The following is an 18,339-nucleotide window of genomic DNA, read 5'->3' as shown; positions in this document are numbered from 1 at the left end:
GCATCATATAAAGATCGCTTTATATTTGCCTCGAAACGGACCGATCGTTACATCGCGATCGATCACGAGGTGCCCCTTCGCACGGGGGCCGGACGTAGCAGAATTGCAGGAGATCATTCGTGGCCGACGCCAAGCAGGACTACATCATCAAGGATATCGCGCTCGCCGAATACGGGCGCGACGAGATCGGAATCGCCGAAACCGAGATGCCGGGCCTGATGGCGCTGCGCGAGGAATACGGCCGCGCCCAGCCGCTCAAGGGCGCCCGGGTGACCGGCAGCCTGCACATGACGATCCAGACCGCCGTGCTGATCGAAACGCTGGTCGCGCTCGGAGCGGAAGTGCGCTGGGCGACCTGCAACATCTTCTCGACCCAGGACCATGCCGCCGCCGCGATCGCGGCACAGGGCATTCCGGTGTTCGCGGTGAAGGGCGAGAGCCTGGCGGACTATTGGGATTATGTCGGCCGGATCTTCGACTGGTCGACCGCCGACGATGCCGATCGCACCGCCAATATGATCCTCGACGACGGCGGCGATGCCACGATGTTCGCCCTGTGGGGCGCGCGGATCGAGGCGGGCGAGGAACTGCCCGAGCCGCAGAACGCCGAGGAGATCGAATTCCAGCGCGCACTGAAGGCGTTCGTCAAGGCGAAGCCGGGTTACCTCACCAAGTCGGTCGAGAACATCAAGGGCGTGTCCGAAGAGACGACCACGGGTGTCATGCGGCTCTACCAGATCGCCAAGAAGGGCAAGCTTCCGTTCCCTGCGATCAACGTGAACGATTCGGTGACCAAGTCGAAGTTCGACAATCTCTACGGCTGCAAGGAATCGCTGGTCGACGCGATCCGCCGCGCGACCGACGTGATGCTGGCGGGCAAGGTCGCGTGCGTCGCGGGCTACGGCGATGTCGGCAAGGGCTCGGCAGCCTCGCTGCGCAACGGCGGCGCGCGCGTGATGGTGACCGAGATCGACCCCATCTGCGCGCTCCAGGCGGCGATGGACGGGTTCGAGGTCGTGACGATGGAAGACGCCGTGAAGCGCTGCGACATCTTCGTCACCGCCACCGGCAACGAGGACGTGATCACCGCCGAGCACATGAAGGCGATGAAGCACATGGCGATCGTGTGCAACATCGGCCACTTCGACAGCGAGATCCAGATCTCGGCGCTCGACAACTATACCTGGAAGGAAGTGAAGCCGGGCACCGATCTGGTGACTTTCCCCGACGACAAGTCGATCATCGTGCTTGCCAAAGGCCGCCTGGTGAACCTCGGCTGCGCGACCGGCCATCCGAGCTTCGTCATGAGCAGCAGCTTCACCAACCAGACGCTGGCGCAGATCGAGCTGTTCACCAAGTCGGAAGAGTATCAGAACGACGTCTACGTCCTGCCCAAGCACCTCGACGAGAAGGTCGCGGCGCTGCACCTTGAGAAGCTCGGCGTGGCGCTGACGCAGCTCAGCAAGAAGCAGGCTGACTATATCGGCGTCCCGCAGAACGGTCCGTTCAAGCCGGATCACTACCGCTATTGAGCTAATACGAGTTTCCGCTGCCGGACACCGAAGGCGGGTGTCCGGCAGCGGGCATCTGCACCGGGATAGCCGTTGCATCCTTTCCGCATGCCGCATAGCTGGTCGGCATGGACCTTTCCCCCACCGCGCTGGCTCTGATCGGACTGCTGCTCGCAGCCTGGACTGCCGGCGCTGCGTGGCTGATGATCGCGGCCGCCGGGAAGGCCAGGGGGGCCGAAACCAGCCGCCGCGCCGCACGGCGCATGGCCCGCATGATCGACGAAGCGCCGGCTATTCCACTGCTGGTGCGTGCCGACATGCGGATCGAGGCATCGGAACGGCTCGCCGCCTGGCTCGGGCTTGCCAAGCTGCCTGCATACTTGAGTGAGCTGGCCGGCCGGAGCGGCGAGGGCCTGTCCGAAGGGCAACTCGCGGAGCTGACCGAGAACGTGCGCCGCGCGCAGAAGACAGCCGCGCCCTTCCGCATGGCCGTGACGCCGCCGGGCTCGCAGCGCAGCCTGGCGCTGCGCGGAGCGCTTGCGGATCCGCAGGTCTCGCCGGGTGGCGCCGCGCTCGTCTGGGTCTTCGACTTCAGCGAAAGCGAAAGCGAACTGGCGCTTCTGCGGGAGGAGGCAGCGCGCGCGCGGGGCGATTTCGCGGCACTGGTCGGCCTGATCGAAGGGGCGCCGATGCCGATGTGGTTCCGCGGGCCCGACGCACGGCTGCAACTGGTCAATGCGGCCTATGTCGAGGCGGTCGGGGCGGCCAGCGCTGCCGACGCGATCGAGCGTCAGCTCGAGCTGATCGAAGCGGTCGACGGCCTAACCGCAGCGCAGATCGCGCGCCATTCCGCCGACCAGAAGACCCCGATCGAACGGATCGTGGCCACGACGGTCGCGGGCGAGCGGCGCTCGTTGCGGGTCAGCGACTTACCTCTCGGGCAGGAGGGAATCGCCGGCTATGCAATCGACATCGAGGATCAGGAGGAGCTCGCCCGCGAGTTTCGGGCCTTCCGCGAAGCTCAGCGATCGATCCTGGACCAGCTTTCCGTCGGCGTCGCCCAGTTCGACGCGCGCCGCCGTCTGACTTTTGCCAATCAGCCATTCCGCCGGATTTTCGGCGTAGCGCCGGGCTCCGTGGCGACCGGGCTCGATTTCGAGCGTTTCCTCAGCGACGCGCGCGACGCCGGGAAGACTCCCGAAGTGCGCGATTTCCCTGCATGGCGACGCGAGCATGCGGAATGGTTCAGCGCCGGCGCACCGCGCGAGGAAGCCTGGCCGCTGGCGGACAAGACCCACTTGCGCGTCGTTGCCAACCCGATGCCCGACGGGGGGCTGGTGCTGATCGCCGAGGACCGGACCGAGCAGCTCGCGCTTTCCGCGACCCGGGACACGCTGCTGCGCACCCGGACCGCCACGTTCGACAGCCTGTTCGAAGCGCTCGCTGTTTTCGCGCCCGATGGGCATCTGCAGCTCTGGAACCGCGGCTTTGCCGGGAGCTGGGGTCTCGATCCGGACCTGATGGACACGCATCCTTCCGCCGACCGGCTGCTCGAGGCGATCGCGCCGAACCTGGCGAAGCCTGGCCAGGAGAAGGCGGTCGGCGAGGTAATCCGGGCCGCGACGCTCGATCGCAAGGAGCAGGGCGGGCGCATCCAGCTCGCGGACGGACGAACGCTCGAATTTGCCGGCGTTCCCTTGCCCGACGGCAACGGGCTGCTGACGGTGCTCGACATCACCGATTCGCAGAAGGCTGAGGAGGCACTGCGGGAGCGGAACATGGCGCTGGAGGAAGCCGATCAGGTCAAGACTCGTTTCCTTGCCAACATGTCCTACGAGTTCCGCACTCCGCTCACCTCGATCGGCGGGTTCGCCGAACTGCTGGAGAGCGGCGCGGCAGGCGAACTTTCGGACCAGGGCAGGGACTATGTTCGCGCGATTCTGGATTCGGTCGCACGGCTTTCCGATCAGGTCGAGAACGTACTCGACCTATCGCAGAGCGAGGCCGGGCTATTGCCGATCGCCAAGGAGCTGATCGCGCTGATGCCGTTCGTCACCAGGATTGTGCGCGAGCGGGAGCAGGCGATCCTTGGCGGCGGGTTGAGCCTCGACTTGCGCGGCAGTGCGGCGGGTAAGGTCGATGCGGATCCCCGCCAGCTCGGTCGCGCGATCGGGCACCTGCTCGACAACGCGATCGCCGCGACCGGCAAGGGCGGCAAGATCGCGGTCGACCTCACGCGCAAGGCCGAGGGTGCACGCATCGTGATCTCCGACAACGGGAAGGGGATGACGACGAGGGAGCTCGCCCATGCACTCGACGGGCTCCGCACCACGTCCGACGGGAACGGGCTGGTGCGGCGCCAGGGGCTTGGCATCCCGCTCGCGCGCCAACTCATCGAGGCGCACGGTGGCACGCTCGAGATCGTCTCGCGCGAAGGCGCGGGCACGACCGTGACGATCGAGCTGCCGTGAGGTTCGAAATGGACCTTCCCGATCTCTCCGCGATGGAGACGTTCGGCAATCGCATCGCCGCCCGGTTGCGCGCAGGTGATGTCGTCGCACTCTCCGGTGGGCTCGGGGCGGGCAAGACCACGCTGGCGCGCTCGATCGTCTCGGCGCTGGGTCATGAGGGGGAGGTGCCGTCACCGACCTTTACCATCGTCGAGACTTACGACGCACTGGATCCGCCCCTCGTTCACGCCGATTTCTACCGGCTCGAACATCCGGACGAGACGGAGGAAATCGGCCTCGACGACTATCGCGAGGGTGCGGCCCTGATCGCCGAATGGCCCGAAAACGCCGGCGGCTTTGCGCACGAGCCGGGCTGCCTCTCCATCACGCTCGAAATTGCCGGGAGCGGGCGCAAGGCGATTGTCGAACCCGGCGCGGATTGGCTAGGGCGCCTGCCATGAGCGAACTGCCCGATGGCCTGATTCAATTCCTCGAAAGCGCAGGATGGGGAGGGGCCGCGGTTGATCCGATCCCTGGCGATGCCTCGTTCCGTCGCTATTTCCGCGTCCGCGCGGGTGGTCGCAAAGCCATGCTGATGCACGCGCCGCCGCCCGAGGAAGACCCGCGCCCCTTCCTCGACGTTGCGCACTGGCTTGCCGCGCACGGTCAGCGCGCGCCCGAGATCATCGCAGAGGATGCCGAGGCGGGCTGGATCCTGCTGGAGGATTTCGGCGTCGACCGGATGCGCGACTGGCTGGACGAGAACCCCGAGGGCGAGGCGAATGCCTATGCGGCAGCGATCGATGCCTTGGTGGAGCTGCATCGCGCGCCTCCGGGGCCGTTCGATCCCTACGACATGCCGGTCTATCAACGCGAAGCCGCGCTGCTGACCGAGTGGTATTGCCCGGCGATGGGATTGGCGGTCGATGCCGAGGGCTATGCCGCTGTATGGACGGAGACGCTGCGCCCGCTGCTCGCCCGCCAGCAGCCCGGCGTGACGGTTCTGCGCGACTATCATGCGGAAAACATCATGCTGCTCGGGCCCGCGCAGGACGGCACCGGTGCGCAGGGGCTGATCGATTTCCAGGACGCGCTCGTCGGCCATCGTGCCTACGACCTCGTCTCGCTGCTGCAGGACGCCCGCCGCGACGTTTCGGTCGAGCTCGAACGGACCATGCTCGACCGCTATATCGCGCGCGCGGCGCCCGGCGACGAGTTCGAGGCCGATTACGCCCGGCTCGGCGCGCAGCGGAACGCGAAGATCGTCGGCATCTTCACCCGCTTGTGGAAGCGCGACGGCAAGGCGCGCTATCTCGCAATGATCCCGCGTGTGTGGGAAGCGATGGAGCGCGATCTCGCGCATCCCGCGCTCGCGCCGGTCGCTAGCTGGTTCGATCTCAACATCCCGCGCAATATCCGCGATACGTTCGGCGGAGAGATCCAGTGACCGGGCTCGCTTCCGACACCGCGATGGTCATGGCGGCGGGCCTCGGCAAGCGCATGCGGCCGCTGACGGCGAGCCAGCCTAAGCCGATGGTGCGCGTCGCCGGCAAGCCGTTGATCGACCACACACTCGATCGGCTCGCCGAAGCCGGTGTGGCGAAGGCGGTGGTCAACGTCCATTACCTCGCCGATTCGCTCGAAGCGCATTTGAAAGAGCGCGCCAGGCCGAAGGTTACGATCTCGGACGAGCGCGATCTGCTACTCGAGACGGGCGGCGGTATGGCGAAGGCGCGGCCGCACCTGCCGGACCCGTTCTTCTGCCTTAACGCCGACAACATCTGGCTCGACGGGCCGCGCGACGCCTTCGCCGACCTGTCGGAACTGTGGAACGCGGACGAGATGGACGCGCTGCTGCTGGTGGTTCCCCATGCGCGGGCGAGCAATTTCCGCGGCCTCGGGGACTTCCACATGGACCCGGTGGGCCGGTTGAAACGGCGCCTGCCGGGCCGTGTCGCGCCGTTCATCTACACCGGTATCCAGCTCGTGTCGCACCGCCTGCTGCGCGATGCGCCGGAAGGACCGTTCGGCACCATGGTGCTGTGGGAGCGCGCGATTGCCGAGGGGCGGCTGTACGGCGCCGTCTTCACTGGCTTGTGGTTCGAGGTAGGGACACCGGAGGCTATAAAGCCGACCGAAGAAGCGCTCAGGCGTGGCTGAACGCAGCGGGCCGAGCGTCTATTCGATCGCCGCGCACCGCGGTTTCGCCGATGCACTGGTGGCGGGTCTCGCCCCGCGCTACGCCGAACCCGATCTCGGCCTCGCGCGCCTGACGCTGTTGCTCCCGAGCACGCGGGCGGTGCGCACCGTCACCGAAGCGTTCATTCGCCACTTTGGCGCCGAAAGTCAGCCTGGAATGCTGATGCCGCGCATGGCGGTGGTCGGCGACCTCGATCTCGATGAGACGCTCGGGATGCTGCTCGACCCGCTGGGCGCGAGCGATATTCCTCCGGCGGTGGAGTCGACACGGCGCTGGCTGACGCTGGCGCAACTCGTCGATCAGGCGATGGCGGCGCTGGGACGCGATCCGCGCCCGACGCCTGCAGGCCGGCTGCGGCTCGCGCACGAGATCGGGCAGACGATGGACCGGCTGCTCGTCGAAGGCGTCGCACCCGACGATCTGTGGAACGAGCCGGTGATGCAGGCGCTCGCCGAAGTCGCCGCGCACTGGAGCGAGAACACCAAGCTTTTCTACACCGTGCAGACGATGTGGCTGGCGGAGCTCGAGCGGCTCGGCATGGTGGACGCCGCCATGCGCCGGAACATGCTGTTCGCCCGCGCGGCGACGCACTGGCGGAACCATCCGCCGGCAAGTGCCATCGTTGCGGCCGGTGTGACCAGCGCCGCGCCTGAACTCGCCAAGCTGTTGAGAGTGGTTGCCGATCTGCCCAACGGCGCTGTCGTGTTGCCCGATTTCGACCTCGCATTGGACGACGCGGTGTGGGACGAGCTCGGACGCGCGGGCCGGGGCGACAGTCCGGAGGATACCGCGTTGGCGCGCGGCGATGCGGTGACCCATCCGCAGTATCACCTCAAGCTGCTGCTCAACCGCATGGGCATCGCGCGCGGCGAGGTCCGGCCGTGGCATCGCAGAGGGCTCGGCGCGGCCGAACCCGAGCGCAGCCATGCGATCTCCAGCCTCTTCCTGCCGCCGCAGGCGAGCACGGGCTGGGTCGACCTACCGCCCGAGAAGCGCCGGCTCACAGGCGTACGGATCATGGAAAGCGCCAATCCGGAAGAGGAGGCGCAGGCGATCGCGCTGCTCGTGCGCGAGGCGCTGGAGGTGCCCGGCAAGCGGGTGGCGGTGGTGACGCCCGACCGCGGCCTCGCCGCGCGCGTCGCGGCGCACCTGCGGCGCTGGAATATCGAGGCGGACGACTCCGCCGGTCGGCCTCTTTCGAAAACCCCGGCCGGGCGGCTCCTCCTCCTGCTCGCCGAAGTTGCCGCCGAGCAGGCCGCACCGGTCCCGCTGATGGCGCTGCTGGAGCATCCGCTGGCCGGGCTGCCCTTCGGCCGCGCCGACTGGCTCGACCATGCACGCGCGCTTGAACTGGCGCTACGCGGGCCGCGACCGGCGCCGGGCCTTGGTCCCCTGCGCCAGGTGGTGTTGCGTCTCGGCGATAAACCGCGGATCGCCGACTGGTGGGCGGAGGTCGAAACCATCCTCGCCCCGCTGCTCCCGCGCGATGGCGACGAACCACCGCTCGCCGATCAGCTCGACGCGCTGGCGACGGCCGGAGAGGCGCTGTGCGGGGAGCAGCTCTGGGCGCGCGAGGATGGACGCGCGCTTTCCGCCTTCATCGACGATCTGCGCCTGCATGCGCGCGAGGCGGGCCTTGGCCTTGCATCCGCCGATCTCCCCACCGTGCTGCGTGAGGCGATGGAGCGCGTCGCGGTGCGCCCTCCCTACGGCGGGCACCCGCGCGTCGCGATCTACGGACTGCTCGAATCGCGCATGAGCCGCGCGGACCTGGTGATCTGCGGCGGGCTCAACGAGGGGAGCTGGCCGCCACGCCCCGCGCCCGATCCGCTGCTCGCACCGGCGGTGATGCGGGCGCTGGGCGTTCCCGGTGCGGACTTCCGTATCGGCCTGTCGGCGCATGATCTCGCCGGCGCTCTCGGCGCGCCGGAAGTCGTGCTGAGCCGGGCCGCGCGGGACGAGAGCGGTCCGGCGATCCCCTCGCGCTTCCTGCTGCGGGTCAAGGCGCTGCTGGGCGAGACGCTGCTCGAATCGCACCGGGAGACGGCCACGGTGGAACTGGCGCGGGCGCTCGATGCCGCGACCGACGAGCCGTCGCCCTATCCGCGCCCGGCGCCGCGCCCCAGCGCCGAGCAGCGCGACGTGCCGATCGCCGTCACTGCGCTCGACCGGCTGCTGGGCGATCCCTACCAGTTCTACGCGGGCGCGATCCTCGGCCTGCGCAGGCTCGATACGCTCGACGCCGAACCGTCCGCCGCATGGCAGGGGACGGCAGCGCATGAAATCCTCGAACGATGGCACCTCGCCCGCAAGGATGACCCGAAGGCGGCGCTCACGCCCGTCGCCGAGAGCGTGCTGGAGGAGATGAACGCCCATCCGTTGATGCGGGGGCTGTGGCGCCCCCGGCTGATGGCCGCGCTCGAGTGGGTCGAGGCGCAGATCGATGCCGAGCCCGAACGCGAGGTGATCGCGGTCGAGCGCAAGGGTGAGATGATCGTCGACGGTGTGCGAATCCACGGTCGCGCCGACCGGATCGATCGCTTGCCGGGCGGCGAGCTCGCGATTGTCGACTACAAGACCGGCAAGCCGCCGAGCTGGGCCATGGTCCAGGAGGGTTTCGCGCTCCAGCTCGGTCTGATCGGCACGATGGCGCGAGCCGGCGGGATTGAGGGCGTCTCGGGCGAACCCACCGCGTTCGAATACTGGTCGCTTGCAAAGAACCGGGAAGGCGATTTCGGCTATGTCGAAACGCCGCTTAGGATCGGCACCAAGCGCGTCGGCATCGCGCCCGAAAGCTTTCTGCCGCTAACTGACAAGAAGCTGCACAAAGCGATCGAGGAGTACATCAAAGGGACCGAGCCGTTCACCGCGCGCAAGAACCCCGACTATCCCGGCTATGCCGATTACGACCAGCTCATGCGGCTGGACGAATGGCAGGCGCGTCTCGACGACGACGAGGACGGCACATGAGCGGCAAGGTCTATCCGCTCCACGGCAATCAGCGCGCGGCAGTCGATCCGCGCGAGTGCGTCTGGCTTTCCGCTTCGGCCGGGACGGGCAAGACGCAGGTTCTTTCGGCGCGCGTGCTGCGTCTGCTGCTTCAGCCGGATACCGATCCGTCGCAGATCCTGTGCCTGACCTTCACCAAGGCCGGCGCGGCGGAGATGGCGGTGCGGGTCAACGATGTGCTCGCGCGATGGGTGCGGATGGATCCGGCCGCGCTGGCGGGCGAGCTCAAGGCGATCGGTGCGCCGTTCGATCCCGAGACTCAGGCGCGGGCGCGGACGCTGTTTGCGAGCGTACTCGACACGCCGGGCGGGGGGCTGAGGATCGACACGATCCATGCCTTTGCCCAGTGGCTGCTCGCGACGTTCCCGGAGGAAGCGCGGATCGTCCCCGGCTCGCGCCCGATGGAGGATCGGGAGTGCGAGCTGCTTTCGCACGACGTGCTGGCGGACATGCTGCTCGCGGCGGAACGCGAGGGGGACGGGGCGACGCTCGATGCTATCGCCAGGCTCAGCTGTGATAAGGGGCCCGACGGCGTGCGCGCGTGGCTCATGCGCTGCGCCGGCGCGAGCGAGCTCTGGTTCGGCCCCGGCGCCTGGCAGCCGCCGATGCGTCCGCGCGTCAACCGGCTCTTGGGGCTGGAAGCCGATGCCCGGCCGGAGGACGCGGCGACGCTCTGCGCTGACGAAAGCTTCGACGTTGCGGCGCTGAGGGAATGCCTCGCGCAGTACCGCGCGTGGAAGGGCAAGACCGGCGCCGCGGCGGTCGAGGCGATCGGCGCCTGGCTCGACGGTGATGGCTCCATGCGCGCGGCGGGGATCGAGGCGCTGGCCGATGCGCTGTTCTACAAGAACGGCAATCCCAAGCTGCCCAAATCCACCGATCCCGCATTCTCCGGCGCCAGCGCGCGGGCGGGCGAGTGCATCGGCAAAGTGCGCGAGTTCCTCGGCCTTCTGGCGCTGGCGGAGAATATCTCGCCGCTGCTCGAGCTCGGCCGCAAGTTCGCGCTGCTATGGGAGGAAGCCAAGGCGCGCGAGGGGCTGGTCGATTTCGATGACCAGATCCGCCGCGCCGCGGACCTGCTCGGCCGTTCGGACATGGCGGGGTGGATTCGCTACAAGCTCGACCGCCGCTTCGATCACATCCTGATCGACGAGGCGCAGGATACCAACGCCGAGCAGTGGGCGATCGTCTTTGCGCTGATCGACGATTTCTTCAGCGGCGAGGGCGCGCACGACGGCAAGCTGCGGACGATCTTCACCGTCGGCGACTACAAACAGGCGATCTTCCGCTTCCAGGGCACCAGCCCGGAGAACTTCGAGGCCGCGCGCAATCGGGTGAAGCGCGAGATGGAAGCGGCGGCGAAAGCCGCGGAAGATGCGTCCAAGGCGGCGGGGACGCTGTTTTCCGACATTCCGGTCCGCCGCTTGCAGGAATACGGCCTGGGCCAATCCTTCCGCACGGGACAACCGGTGCTCGATTTCGTCGATCGCGCGATCGAGGCGGTCGGGTTTGCCGAACTCGGGCTTGGCAGACCGTCCGAACCCCATATTGGCGAGGCGCGGGCTGGACTCGTCACGCTCTGGCAGCCGGTCACCGGCGAAGCGCTCGACGGGGAGGACGACGAGGGCGAGGAAGGCTGGCTCTCGCGCCACGACCGGCAAATGGCCGACCGCATCGCGCGACAGGTCAGGCGCTGGCTCGACGAAGGATTCCCGCTCGCGAAGGGAACGCCCCGCAACGCCGGTCCGGGCGACATCATGGTGCTGGTGCGCAAGCGCAAGGAGCTTGCCGGTCTGATCGTCGCGCGGCTCCACGCGGCGGGCGTGCCCGTCGCGGGCGTGGACCGGCTGCGGCTCGGCGCGCCGCTCGGGGTCAAGGACCTGATGGCGGCGCTGCGCTTCGCCGCGCAGCCGTTCGACGATCTGAACCTTGCCAATCTGCTGGTGTCGCCGCTCGGGGGGTGGAGCCAGGACGACCTGCTCGAATACGGCTATCGGCCGAAGGGCATCCGCTTGTGGACGCACCTGCGCGCCTCGCGCGCGCCGCTCGTGGTGGAGACTCTGGAACGCCTCGGCGCGCTGCTCGCGCGGGCCGACTTCGAGCTTCCGCAGGCGATGCTCCACTGGATACTCGTCGGGCCATGGCAGGGGCGGCGCAGGCTGGCCGCGCGGCTCGGGAGCGAGGTCAACGATCCGATCGACGAACTGCTCAATGCCGCCCACGCCTATGCCGCCGCGCATCCGGCGAGCCTGCAGGGCTTCATCCGCTGGTTCGATGCGGGCGAGGGCGAGCTCAAGCGCGAGGCGGGCGAGGGGGGCGATCTCGTCCGCGTGATGACGGCGCACGGTTCCAAGGGGCTGCAGGCGCCGATCGTGATCCTGGCCGACGCGACGGGAACCCCTCCTTCCGGCGGCGCGCTGACGCTGGCGGAGCCGGTTCCGGGCGGCGACAAGGGCCGCGCCGTGCCGATCCCGGGCCTGCCGAAGAACCAGCGCCTCGGCCCGATCGCCGCCGCGCACGAGGCGGCGATGGCCGAGGAAATGCGCGAGCACTGGCGCCTGCTCTACGTTGCCATGACACGGGCCGAGGAGGCGCTGTTCATCGGCGGATCGCTCGGTCCGCGGGAGAAGGGTGAGCCGCACGCCGACAGTTGGTACGCGCGCCTTCGCCCATTGTTCGAGGGCGACGGCCTCGCGGACGACCTGTGGGGGGCACGGTGGGAGATCGGCATCCCGGCGCCGGCACTGCCGGTCGAGGACCCGGCGGAGCGAAAGGCGGCACGCTCGCTGCCCGCCTGGGCCACCACACCTGTCGGCCCCGAGCCCCGGCCGCCGCGTCCTCTCGCGCCGTCCTCGGCAGGCGAGGACACTGGCGCCGACCCGCCGCTGCCGCCCGAGATGCTGCGCGAGGCGGCGCTGCGCGGCACGCTGACGCACAAGCTGCTCGAGCGGTTGCCGGAGGTGCCGGTTGCGGATCGCGAGCGGATCGGGCGCGAATGGCTCGAACGGCAGGGGCAGGGCCTGTCCGGTGATGTGCGTGAACAAGTGCTCGCCTCCGCTCTTGCCGTAATGGCCGATCCCGCCTTCGCGCAGGTTTTCGCCCCGGGGGCGCTGGCCGAGGTCCCGCTGGCGGCGATCGTCGAGGGGCAGGTCATTGCAGGGACCGCCGACCGGCTGCTCGTCGAAGCGAACCGCGTGACGGTGGTCGATTTCAAGACCGCGCGGCGTCCGCCCGAGACGCTCGATCGCGTGCCGCCATCCACGATCCGCCAGATGGCAGCATACGCCGCCGCGCTTGCGCAGATCTATCCGGGCAGAGAGATCGCCGCGGCGGTGCTCTACACGCAGGCCCCGCGGCTCGTCGCGATTCCTGCGGAGGTTCTGGCCGCGCAGAACGCCGCCTTGTCCACAGCGCAGGAAAGCTTTGGCCGCGCGCCCGTTGAGCCGGTAGACCGCGGCCCTAAATAGAGGGCAACACAACAGGAGATTCCCCATGGCGACCGTCAACGTCACCGATGCCAGCTTCCAGGCCGATGTGCTCGACAGCGACAAGCCCGTGCTTGTCGATTTCTGGGCCGACTGGTGCGGCCCCTGCAAGATGATCGCGCCTGCGCTCGAGGAAATCAGCGAGGAACTGGCCGACAAGGTGACGATCGCCAAGATGGACATCATGGAGAATACCGGCGTGCCCGGTCAGATCGGCGTCCAGTCGATTCCGCTGATGGTATTGTTCAAGGACGGCAAGCCGGTTGCGCAGAAGCTCGGCGCCGCGCCCAAGAGCCAGCTCAAGGGGTGGCTGGAAAGCGAGCTGTGAGTTTCCTCCCCTCCTTTTCAAAGGAGGGGATCGAGGGGTGGTTACGGACGCGCCAGCGTCCGCTGCGGCAAGCACCACTCCAACCCCTCCTCTGAAGAGGAGGGGCTTCAGTCGAGCGACGCCATCCGCTTCGCCAGATCATCCCACAGCGCCGGGCTTGCCGCACCGAGCAGGCCCGGCTTCTCCCATTCGTCGACCCGATAGGGTGAACCGTCCGGCCGTGCCGCCTTGCCGCCGGCCTCGTTGAGCCACAGCACCCCGGCGGCGTGGTCCCAGGCCAGCGTCCGCTCGAAGATCGAGACATCGTTCACGCCCAGCGCGAGGCGCGGGTACTGCTCGGCCGCGCAGTAGGGGATGTCGGTCAGGCGGTAGTGCGGAGCGATCCGCCGCTTCACCGTCTCGCGCCTCGATTCGTCCATGAAGATCAGCGAAATGGCCGCCACCGGCGGCGTTTCGCCGGTGGGCTGGGCCTCGATCCGTTCGCCGTCGACGAACGCGCCGTGCCCCTCATGCGCGGCGCAGAAGCGGCCGCTCAGGCAATCGTAGATCCAGCCCGAGCGGGCAACGCCGCCTTCTGCGCGCGCAATGATGATCCCGAACGGCGGTTCTCCGCGCGCGAAGTTGCGCGTCCCGTCGAGCGGATCGACGATCCAGCAATCGCCGGCCAGCGCATCCTGCACTGCGGCATCGGCGTGGGAGGCTTCCTCGCCGACGACCGGCAATGCAGGTTCGAAGGCGGCCAGCGCCTCGGCGAGCATGGCCTCCGCTGCATGGTCCGCCACCGTCACCACATCGCCGGGCGCCTTGGCCACGATCTGGTCGTCCGCCAGTGCGCGGTAGAGGGGCACGATCGCCTCCTCGCTCACGCGCCGCATCAGGGCGAGGATTTCGCGGTCGAGCAGGCTCACGATCGATAGTCCGCGTTGATCGCGATGTAGCCGTGGGTGAGATCGCAGGTCCATACGGTAGCCCGGCCGTCGCCGAGGCCCAGATCGACCGCGATCGCGATTTCGTTGCCTTTCAGATGTTCGGCGACGGGCGCTTCGTCGTAATCGGCGAGCGGCAACCCGTTGCGCGCGGTCCACTGGCCGCCGAAGCCGATCGAGAGCCGGTCGCGGTCGGCGGGCTCGCCCGCCTTGCCCACGGCCATGACCACGCGGCCCCAGTTCGCATCCTCGCCCGCGATGGCGGTCTTGACCAGCGGCGAGTTGGCGATCGCGAGGCCGATCCTGCGGGCGCTTTCGTCGGACACGGCGCCGGTCACCGCGATCTCGATGAACTTGCGCGCTCCCTCGCCGTCGCGGACCACGAGATGCGCAAGCTGGCGGCAGATGTCGTGCAGCGCGGCGGCGAAGGCATCGGCGCCGGGGTCGTCGAACGAGGATATCGGCGCGTTGCCCGCCTTGCCCGTGGCGAAGGCGAGCACGGTATCGCTGGTCGAGGTGTCGCTGTCGACGGTGATGCAGGAGAACGTCCGTTCGTTGGCTTCCGACAGCAGGCGGTGCAGGAATGCGGGTTCGACGGCCGCGTCGGTGAAGACATAGCCGAGCATCGTCGCCATGTCCGGCGCGATCATGCCGCTGCCCTTGATGATGGCGGAGAGTGTCACCGTGGTATCGCCGACCACCGCCTGTGCGGTGGCGCCCTTGGGGAAAGTGTCGGTGGTTCCGATGGTTGCGGCCGCTTCCTCCCATGAACATTCGTCGGCTTCGAGCGCTGCGGCGATCCCGGCGCGAGCCTTGTCCTTCGGCAGGGGCACGCCGATCACGCCGGTGGAGGAGACGAACACCTCGGTCTTCGGGCAGCCGAGGTGTTCGGCGACCTGTGCCATGATCGCTTCCACCGCCTCGCGCCCCCGATAGCCGGTGAAGGCGTTGGAGTTGCCCGCGTTGACCACCAGCGCCCGCGCCCGCCCGGCCTTGACCTGCTCGCGGCCCAGTTCGACCTCGCTCGAACAGCAGACGCTGCGCGTGAAGACGCCGGCGACTACCGTGCCTTCAGCAAGCTCGACGTAGGTCAGATCGCAGCGCCCCCAGTTCTTGTACCCGGCGCGCGCGACGCGCGGCACCACGCCGGCGATCGGAGGCATGTCGGGGAAGGGCAGAGCGAGGGGTGAGCGTTCGAGATCCATGGCCGGCTCCTACCCGGACGGCACGCGGGGGTAAATGCGGCTTTCTAGGTGGACGATCGGACGAACAGCACCTATCTTGCGCCGAGATGCTGACCCGCCTTCTCGCCTGCCTTGCGCTCATTACCGGGCTTGCCGCTACCGGCACGCCCGCGAACGCGGCGTTTGCGCAGGCGCTGAGCGCGGAAGTCAGCAACCGGGCGGAAGAGGCGCAGCCGGGGAAGACCCAGCGTTGCCAGGCCGCCGCCCGCAAGAGCAAACTGCCCGCGAAGGCCGATACTGCGCCGGGCTGCAAGGTTTGCAAACCGGTCACGATCTACATCCCGACCGTTCAGTTCGGCCCCGACCGCGCCTTCGAATAGGCGCATTTCCGCATTTTCCGACGTGATCTGCCGCCGGCGCCGAACGCGCGCGGGCGGCTTCCATCCATTTCCAGTCCGGACAGGACCCCTTTCATGTTCCAAGCAATCGCCAAGTCCATTTTCGGCTCGTCCAACGACCGCTACGTCAAGTCGCTGGGCAAGATCGTCAACCAGATCAACGCGCTCGAGGAGCAGATCCAGGCGTTCTCCGACGAGGAACTCCAAGCCCAGACCGCCAAATTCCGTGCGCAGCTCGAAGAGGGCAAGACGCTCGACGACATCCTGCCCGAAGCGTTCGCCACCGTGCGCGAGGCGTCGCAGCGCGTGCTCGGCATGCGGCATTTCGATGTGCAGATGGTCGGCGGCATCGTGCTCCATCGCGGCGAAATCGCGGAGATGAAGACTGGCGAAGGCAAGACCCTCGTCGCCACGCTCGCGACCTACCTCAACGCGATCGAGGGCAAGGGCGTGCACGTCGTCACCGTCAACGACTATCTCGCCCGCCGCGACGCGGAGCACATGGGACGGCTCTATAGCTGGCTGGGCCTGACCGTCGGCGTGATCGTGCCCAATCTCGACGAATACCAGCGGCGCGAAGCCTACGGTTCGGACATCACCTACGGCACCAACAACGAATTCGGGTTCGATTACCTGCGCGACAACATGAAGCACGAGCGCCGCCAGATGGTGCAGCGCCCGTTCAATTTCGCGATCGTCGACGAGGTGGACTCGATCCTGATCGACGAGGCGCGCACCCCGCTGATCATCTCCGGCCCGACCGAAGACAAGACCGAACTCTACGTCTCGATCGACGAGATCGTGAAGCGGATCGACGACAGCTTCTACGATGCAGACGAGAAGACCAAGAACATCACCTGGACCGAGGACGGGATCGAGAAGGTCGAGCAGATGCTCGCCGAAGCGGGCCTGCTCGAGACCGACAATCTCTACGACGTCGAGAACACCCAGGTCGTCCATCATCTGGACCAGGCGCTCAAGGCCAACATGATGTTCAAGCGCGACATCGATTACATCGTGAAGGACGGAAAGGTCGTCATCATCGACGAGTTCACCGGCCGCATGATGGAGGGGCGCCGGTGGTCGAACGGTCTGCACCAGGCGGTCGAAGCCAAGGAGGGTGTCAAAATCGAGCCCGAGAACCAGACGATGGCCTCGATCACCTTCCAGAATTATTTCCGCATGTACCCCAAGCTGTCGGGCATGACCGGCACTGCTGCGACCGAGGCGGCCGAGTTCTGGGACATCTACAAGATGAACGTGGTCGAGATTCCGACCAACGTGCCCGTGCAGCGCCTCGACGAGGAAGACGAGTTCTACAAGAACACGCAGGACAAGTTCAAAGCCATCGCCAAGGCGATCCGCGAGAAGAACGAGATCGGCCAGCCGGTGCTCGTCGGTACCGTCTCGATCGAGAAGAGCGAGTTGCTGTCCAAGTTCCTCGACGAGGAGGGCGTGAAGCACAACGTGCTCAACGCCCGCTTCCACGAGATGGAAGCGCACATCGTGGCGCAGGCGGGCCGCCTCGGCGCGGTGACCATCGCGACCAACATGGCCGGCCGCGGCACCGACATCCAGCTTGGCGGTAACGTCGACTTCCGGGTCGACGACGAGCTTCGCGATATGGAAGAGGGCCCCGAGAAGGACGCCGCGATCGCGAAGATCCGCGAAGAGGTTGCCGCGGAGAAGGCCAAGGTGCTCGAAGCGGGCGGGTTGTTCGTGCTGGGCACGGAACGGCACGAATCGCGCCGTATCGACAACCAGCTTCGCGGCCGCTCGGGCCGTCAGGGCGACCCGGGTCTCTCGCGCTTCTATCTCTGCCTCGAGGACGATCTGCTGCGCATCTTCGGGCCGGACACGCTGTTCGCCCGCATGATGAACTCGAATCTGGAAGACGGCGAAGCGATCGGCTCACGCTGGCTCTCGAAAGCGATCGAGACCGCGCAGAAGAAGGTCGAGGCGCGCAACTACGACACCCGCAAGCAGGTCGTCGAATTCGACGACGTGATGAACGACCAGCGCAAGGTGATCTACGAGCAGCGCGCGGAGATCATGGACAGCGAACGGGTCGACGACGTGGTGGTGGACATGCGCCACGATACGGTGGCCGGTATCGTCGGCGCCGCCTGCCCGCCCGAATCCTATCCCGAGCAATGGGACGTGGAGGGCCTGAAGGAGCGCGTCGCAGAAGTGCTCGGTATCAATCCGCCGATCGATGCCTGGATGCAGGAGGATACCCTCGATCCGGAGATCATCGAAGAACGTGTTCGCGCCGAGGTCGACGGGATCATGGAGCGCAAGATGGCGGACAACGATCCATCGATCTGGCGCCAGGTCGAAAAGTCGATCCTGCTCGAACGGCTCGACTACCACTGGAAGGAACACCTCGCGACGCTCGACGCTCTGAGGCAGGTCGTGTTCCTGCGTGCCTATGCGCAGAAGCAGCCGATCAACGAGTACAAGCAGGAAGCCTTCGGCCTGTTCGAATCGATGCTCGACAAGCTGCGCGAGGACATCACCTCGATCCTGCTCAAGAGCGAACTGCGCCTCGCCCCGCCGCCGCAGCAGGCCTTGCCGGACCTGCCGGACTTCCTCACCGGCCATATCGATCCGCTGACGGGGCTCGAGGATTCGAACGACGGCGACGGTTCGGCGGCGCGGGCCGCGCTGTTCGGCGCTCTCGCCGGCAGTCCGCAGGCGGCCGCAGGTCCGGGCGGCGCTGCGGGTGAGAACCCCTACGCCGGCATGGATATCAGCCGCAACGCGCTGTGCCCCTGCGGCTCGGGCAACAAGTACAAGCACTGCCACGGCGCCGCCTCCTGAGGCGCGCCGGAGCATGCGAAAAGGG

At 67.5% G+C, this 18,339-nt stretch carries 12 protein-coding genes; 10 read left to right on the top strand and 2 right to left on the bottom strand.

All coding sequences use genetic code 11. The features are described from left to right. Positions 1–119 precede the first annotated feature (119 nt). From ahcY to trxA, 8 genes are all read left to right on the top strand, one after another. Complete coding sequence (gene ahcY / locus JNO53_RS02360) at positions 120–1,532, top strand: adenosylhomocysteinase (protein WP_203107206.1); 1,413 nt, start codon at positions 120–122, stop codon at positions 1,530–1,532. Between the two features lie 107 nt (positions 1,533–1,639). Beyond that, positions 1,640–3,982 (top strand): PAS domain-containing sensor histidine kinase, encoded by a 2,343-nt coding sequence (locus JNO53_RS02355; protein WP_203107204.1) that lies wholly within the window; start codon positions 1,640–1,642, stop codon positions 3,980–3,982. Positions 3,983–3,990: 8 nt separating this feature from the next. Then, a complete protein-coding gene (gene tsaE / locus JNO53_RS02350) occupies positions 3,991–4,422 on the top strand; it encodes a tRNA (adenosine(37)-N6)-threonylcarbamoyltransferase complex ATPase subunit type 1 TsaE (protein ID WP_203107846.1) in 432 nt (143 codons plus the stop codon). After that, a complete protein-coding gene (locus JNO53_RS02345) occupies positions 4,419–5,408 on the top strand; it encodes an aminoglycoside phosphotransferase family protein (protein WP_203107197.1) in 990 nt (329 codons plus the stop codon). Before tsaE ends, JNO53_RS02345 begins: the two co-directional genes overlap by 4 nt. Continuing rightward, positions 5,405–6,121 (top strand): sugar phosphate nucleotidyltransferase, encoded by a 717-nt coding sequence (locus JNO53_RS02340; protein WP_203107191.1) that lies wholly within the window; start codon positions 5,405–5,407, stop codon positions 6,119–6,121. Before JNO53_RS02345 ends, JNO53_RS02340 begins: the two co-directional genes overlap by 4 nt. After that, complete coding sequence (locus JNO53_RS02335; protein ID WP_203107190.1) at positions 6,114–9,131, top strand: PD-(D/E)XK nuclease family protein; 3,018 nt, start codon at positions 6,114–6,116, stop codon at positions 9,129–9,131. Before JNO53_RS02340 ends, JNO53_RS02335 begins: the two co-directional genes overlap by 8 nt. Beyond that, positions 9,128–12,637 carry a double-strand break repair helicase AddA gene (gene addA / locus JNO53_RS02330; protein WP_203107189.1) on the top strand — a complete coding sequence of 1,170 codons (3,510 nt, stop codon included), beginning with the start codon at positions 9,128–9,130 and terminating at the stop codon, positions 12,635–12,637. Before JNO53_RS02335 ends, addA begins: the two co-directional genes overlap by 4 nt. 25 nt (positions 12,638–12,662) lie before the next feature. Then, positions 12,663–12,983 (top strand): thioredoxin, encoded by a 321-nt coding sequence (gene trxA / locus JNO53_RS02325; RefSeq protein WP_203107188.1) that lies wholly within the window; start codon positions 12,663–12,665, stop codon positions 12,981–12,983. A 107-nt stretch (positions 12,984–13,090) separates the two neighbouring features. On the opposite strand, the gene JNO53_RS02320 is transcribed toward trxA, so the two are convergent. After that, positions 13,091–13,858, bottom strand: coding sequence for an inositol monophosphatase family protein (locus JNO53_RS02320; protein ID WP_238401603.1), 768 nt, complete (start codon positions 13,856–13,858; stop codon positions 13,091–13,093). 29 nt (positions 13,859–13,887) lie between these two features. After that, complete coding sequence (gene argJ, locus JNO53_RS02315; RefSeq protein WP_203107186.1) at positions 13,888–15,114, bottom strand: bifunctional glutamate N-acetyltransferase/amino-acid acetyltransferase ArgJ; 1,227 nt, start codon at positions 15,112–15,114, stop codon at positions 13,888–13,890. Positions 15,115–15,200: 86 nt separating this feature from the next. Between argJ and JNO53_RS02310 the strand changes: the two genes are divergently transcribed. Both JNO53_RS02310 and secA read left to right on the top strand, forming a co-directional pair. Continuing rightward, the gene (locus tag JNO53_RS02310; RefSeq protein ID WP_203107185.1) at positions 15,201–15,473 is read left to right on the top strand and encodes a hypothetical protein; all 273 of its coding nucleotides are present in this window, start codon (positions 15,201–15,203) and stop codon (positions 15,471–15,473) included. 93 nt (positions 15,474–15,566) lie between these two features. Beyond that, positions 15,567–18,314, top strand: a complete 2,748-nt coding sequence (gene secA, locus JNO53_RS02305; RefSeq protein WP_203107184.1) for a preprotein translocase subunit SecA — start codon at positions 15,567–15,569, stop codon at positions 18,312–18,314. The last annotated feature ends 25 nt before the right edge of the window (positions 18,315–18,339 follow it).

This window comes from Altererythrobacter sp. C41 (assembly GCF_016803135.1).
In the GTDB taxonomy this organism is placed as follows: Bacteria; Pseudomonadota; Alphaproteobacteria; order Sphingomonadales; family Sphingomonadaceae; genus Pelagerythrobacter.
Note: the sequence above shows the minus strand (reverse complement) of the source record. Positions and strands in the feature narration are given on the sequence as shown.

What these genes read in the sequence shown, in the direction of transcription:
- argJ (WP_203107186.1), bottom strand. Translation starts at nt 15,114, where the DNA reads ATGGATCTCGAACGCTCACCCCTCGCTCTGCCCTTCCCCGACATGCCT.
- addA (WP_203107189.1), top strand. Translation starts at nt 9,128, where the DNA reads ATGAGCGGCAAGGTCTATCCGCTCCACGGCAATCAGCGCGCGGCAGTC.
- secA (WP_203107184.1), top strand. Translation starts at nt 15,567, where the DNA reads ATGTTCCAAGCAATCGCCAAGTCCATTTTCGGCTCGTCCAACGACCGC.
- JNO53_RS02310 (WP_203107185.1), top strand. Translation starts at nt 15,201, where the DNA reads ATGCTGACCCGCCTTCTCGCCTGCCTTGCGCTCATTACCGGGCTTGCC.
- JNO53_RS02320 (WP_238401603.1), bottom strand. Translation starts at nt 13,858, where the DNA reads ATGCGGCGCGTGAGCGAGGAGGCGATCGTGCCCCTCTACCGCGCACTG.
- JNO53_RS02345 (WP_203107197.1), top strand. Translation starts at nt 4,419, where the DNA reads ATGAGCGAACTGCCCGATGGCCTGATTCAATTCCTCGAAAGCGCAGGA.
- tsaE (WP_203107846.1), top strand. Translation starts at nt 3,991, where the DNA reads ATGGACCTTCCCGATCTCTCCGCGATGGAGACGTTCGGCAATCGCATC.
- trxA (WP_203107188.1), top strand. Translation starts at nt 12,663, where the DNA reads ATGGCGACCGTCAACGTCACCGATGCCAGCTTCCAGGCCGATGTGCTC.
- JNO53_RS02355 (WP_203107204.1), top strand. Translation starts at nt 1,640, where the DNA reads ATGGACCTTTCCCCCACCGCGCTGGCTCTGATCGGACTGCTGCTCGCA.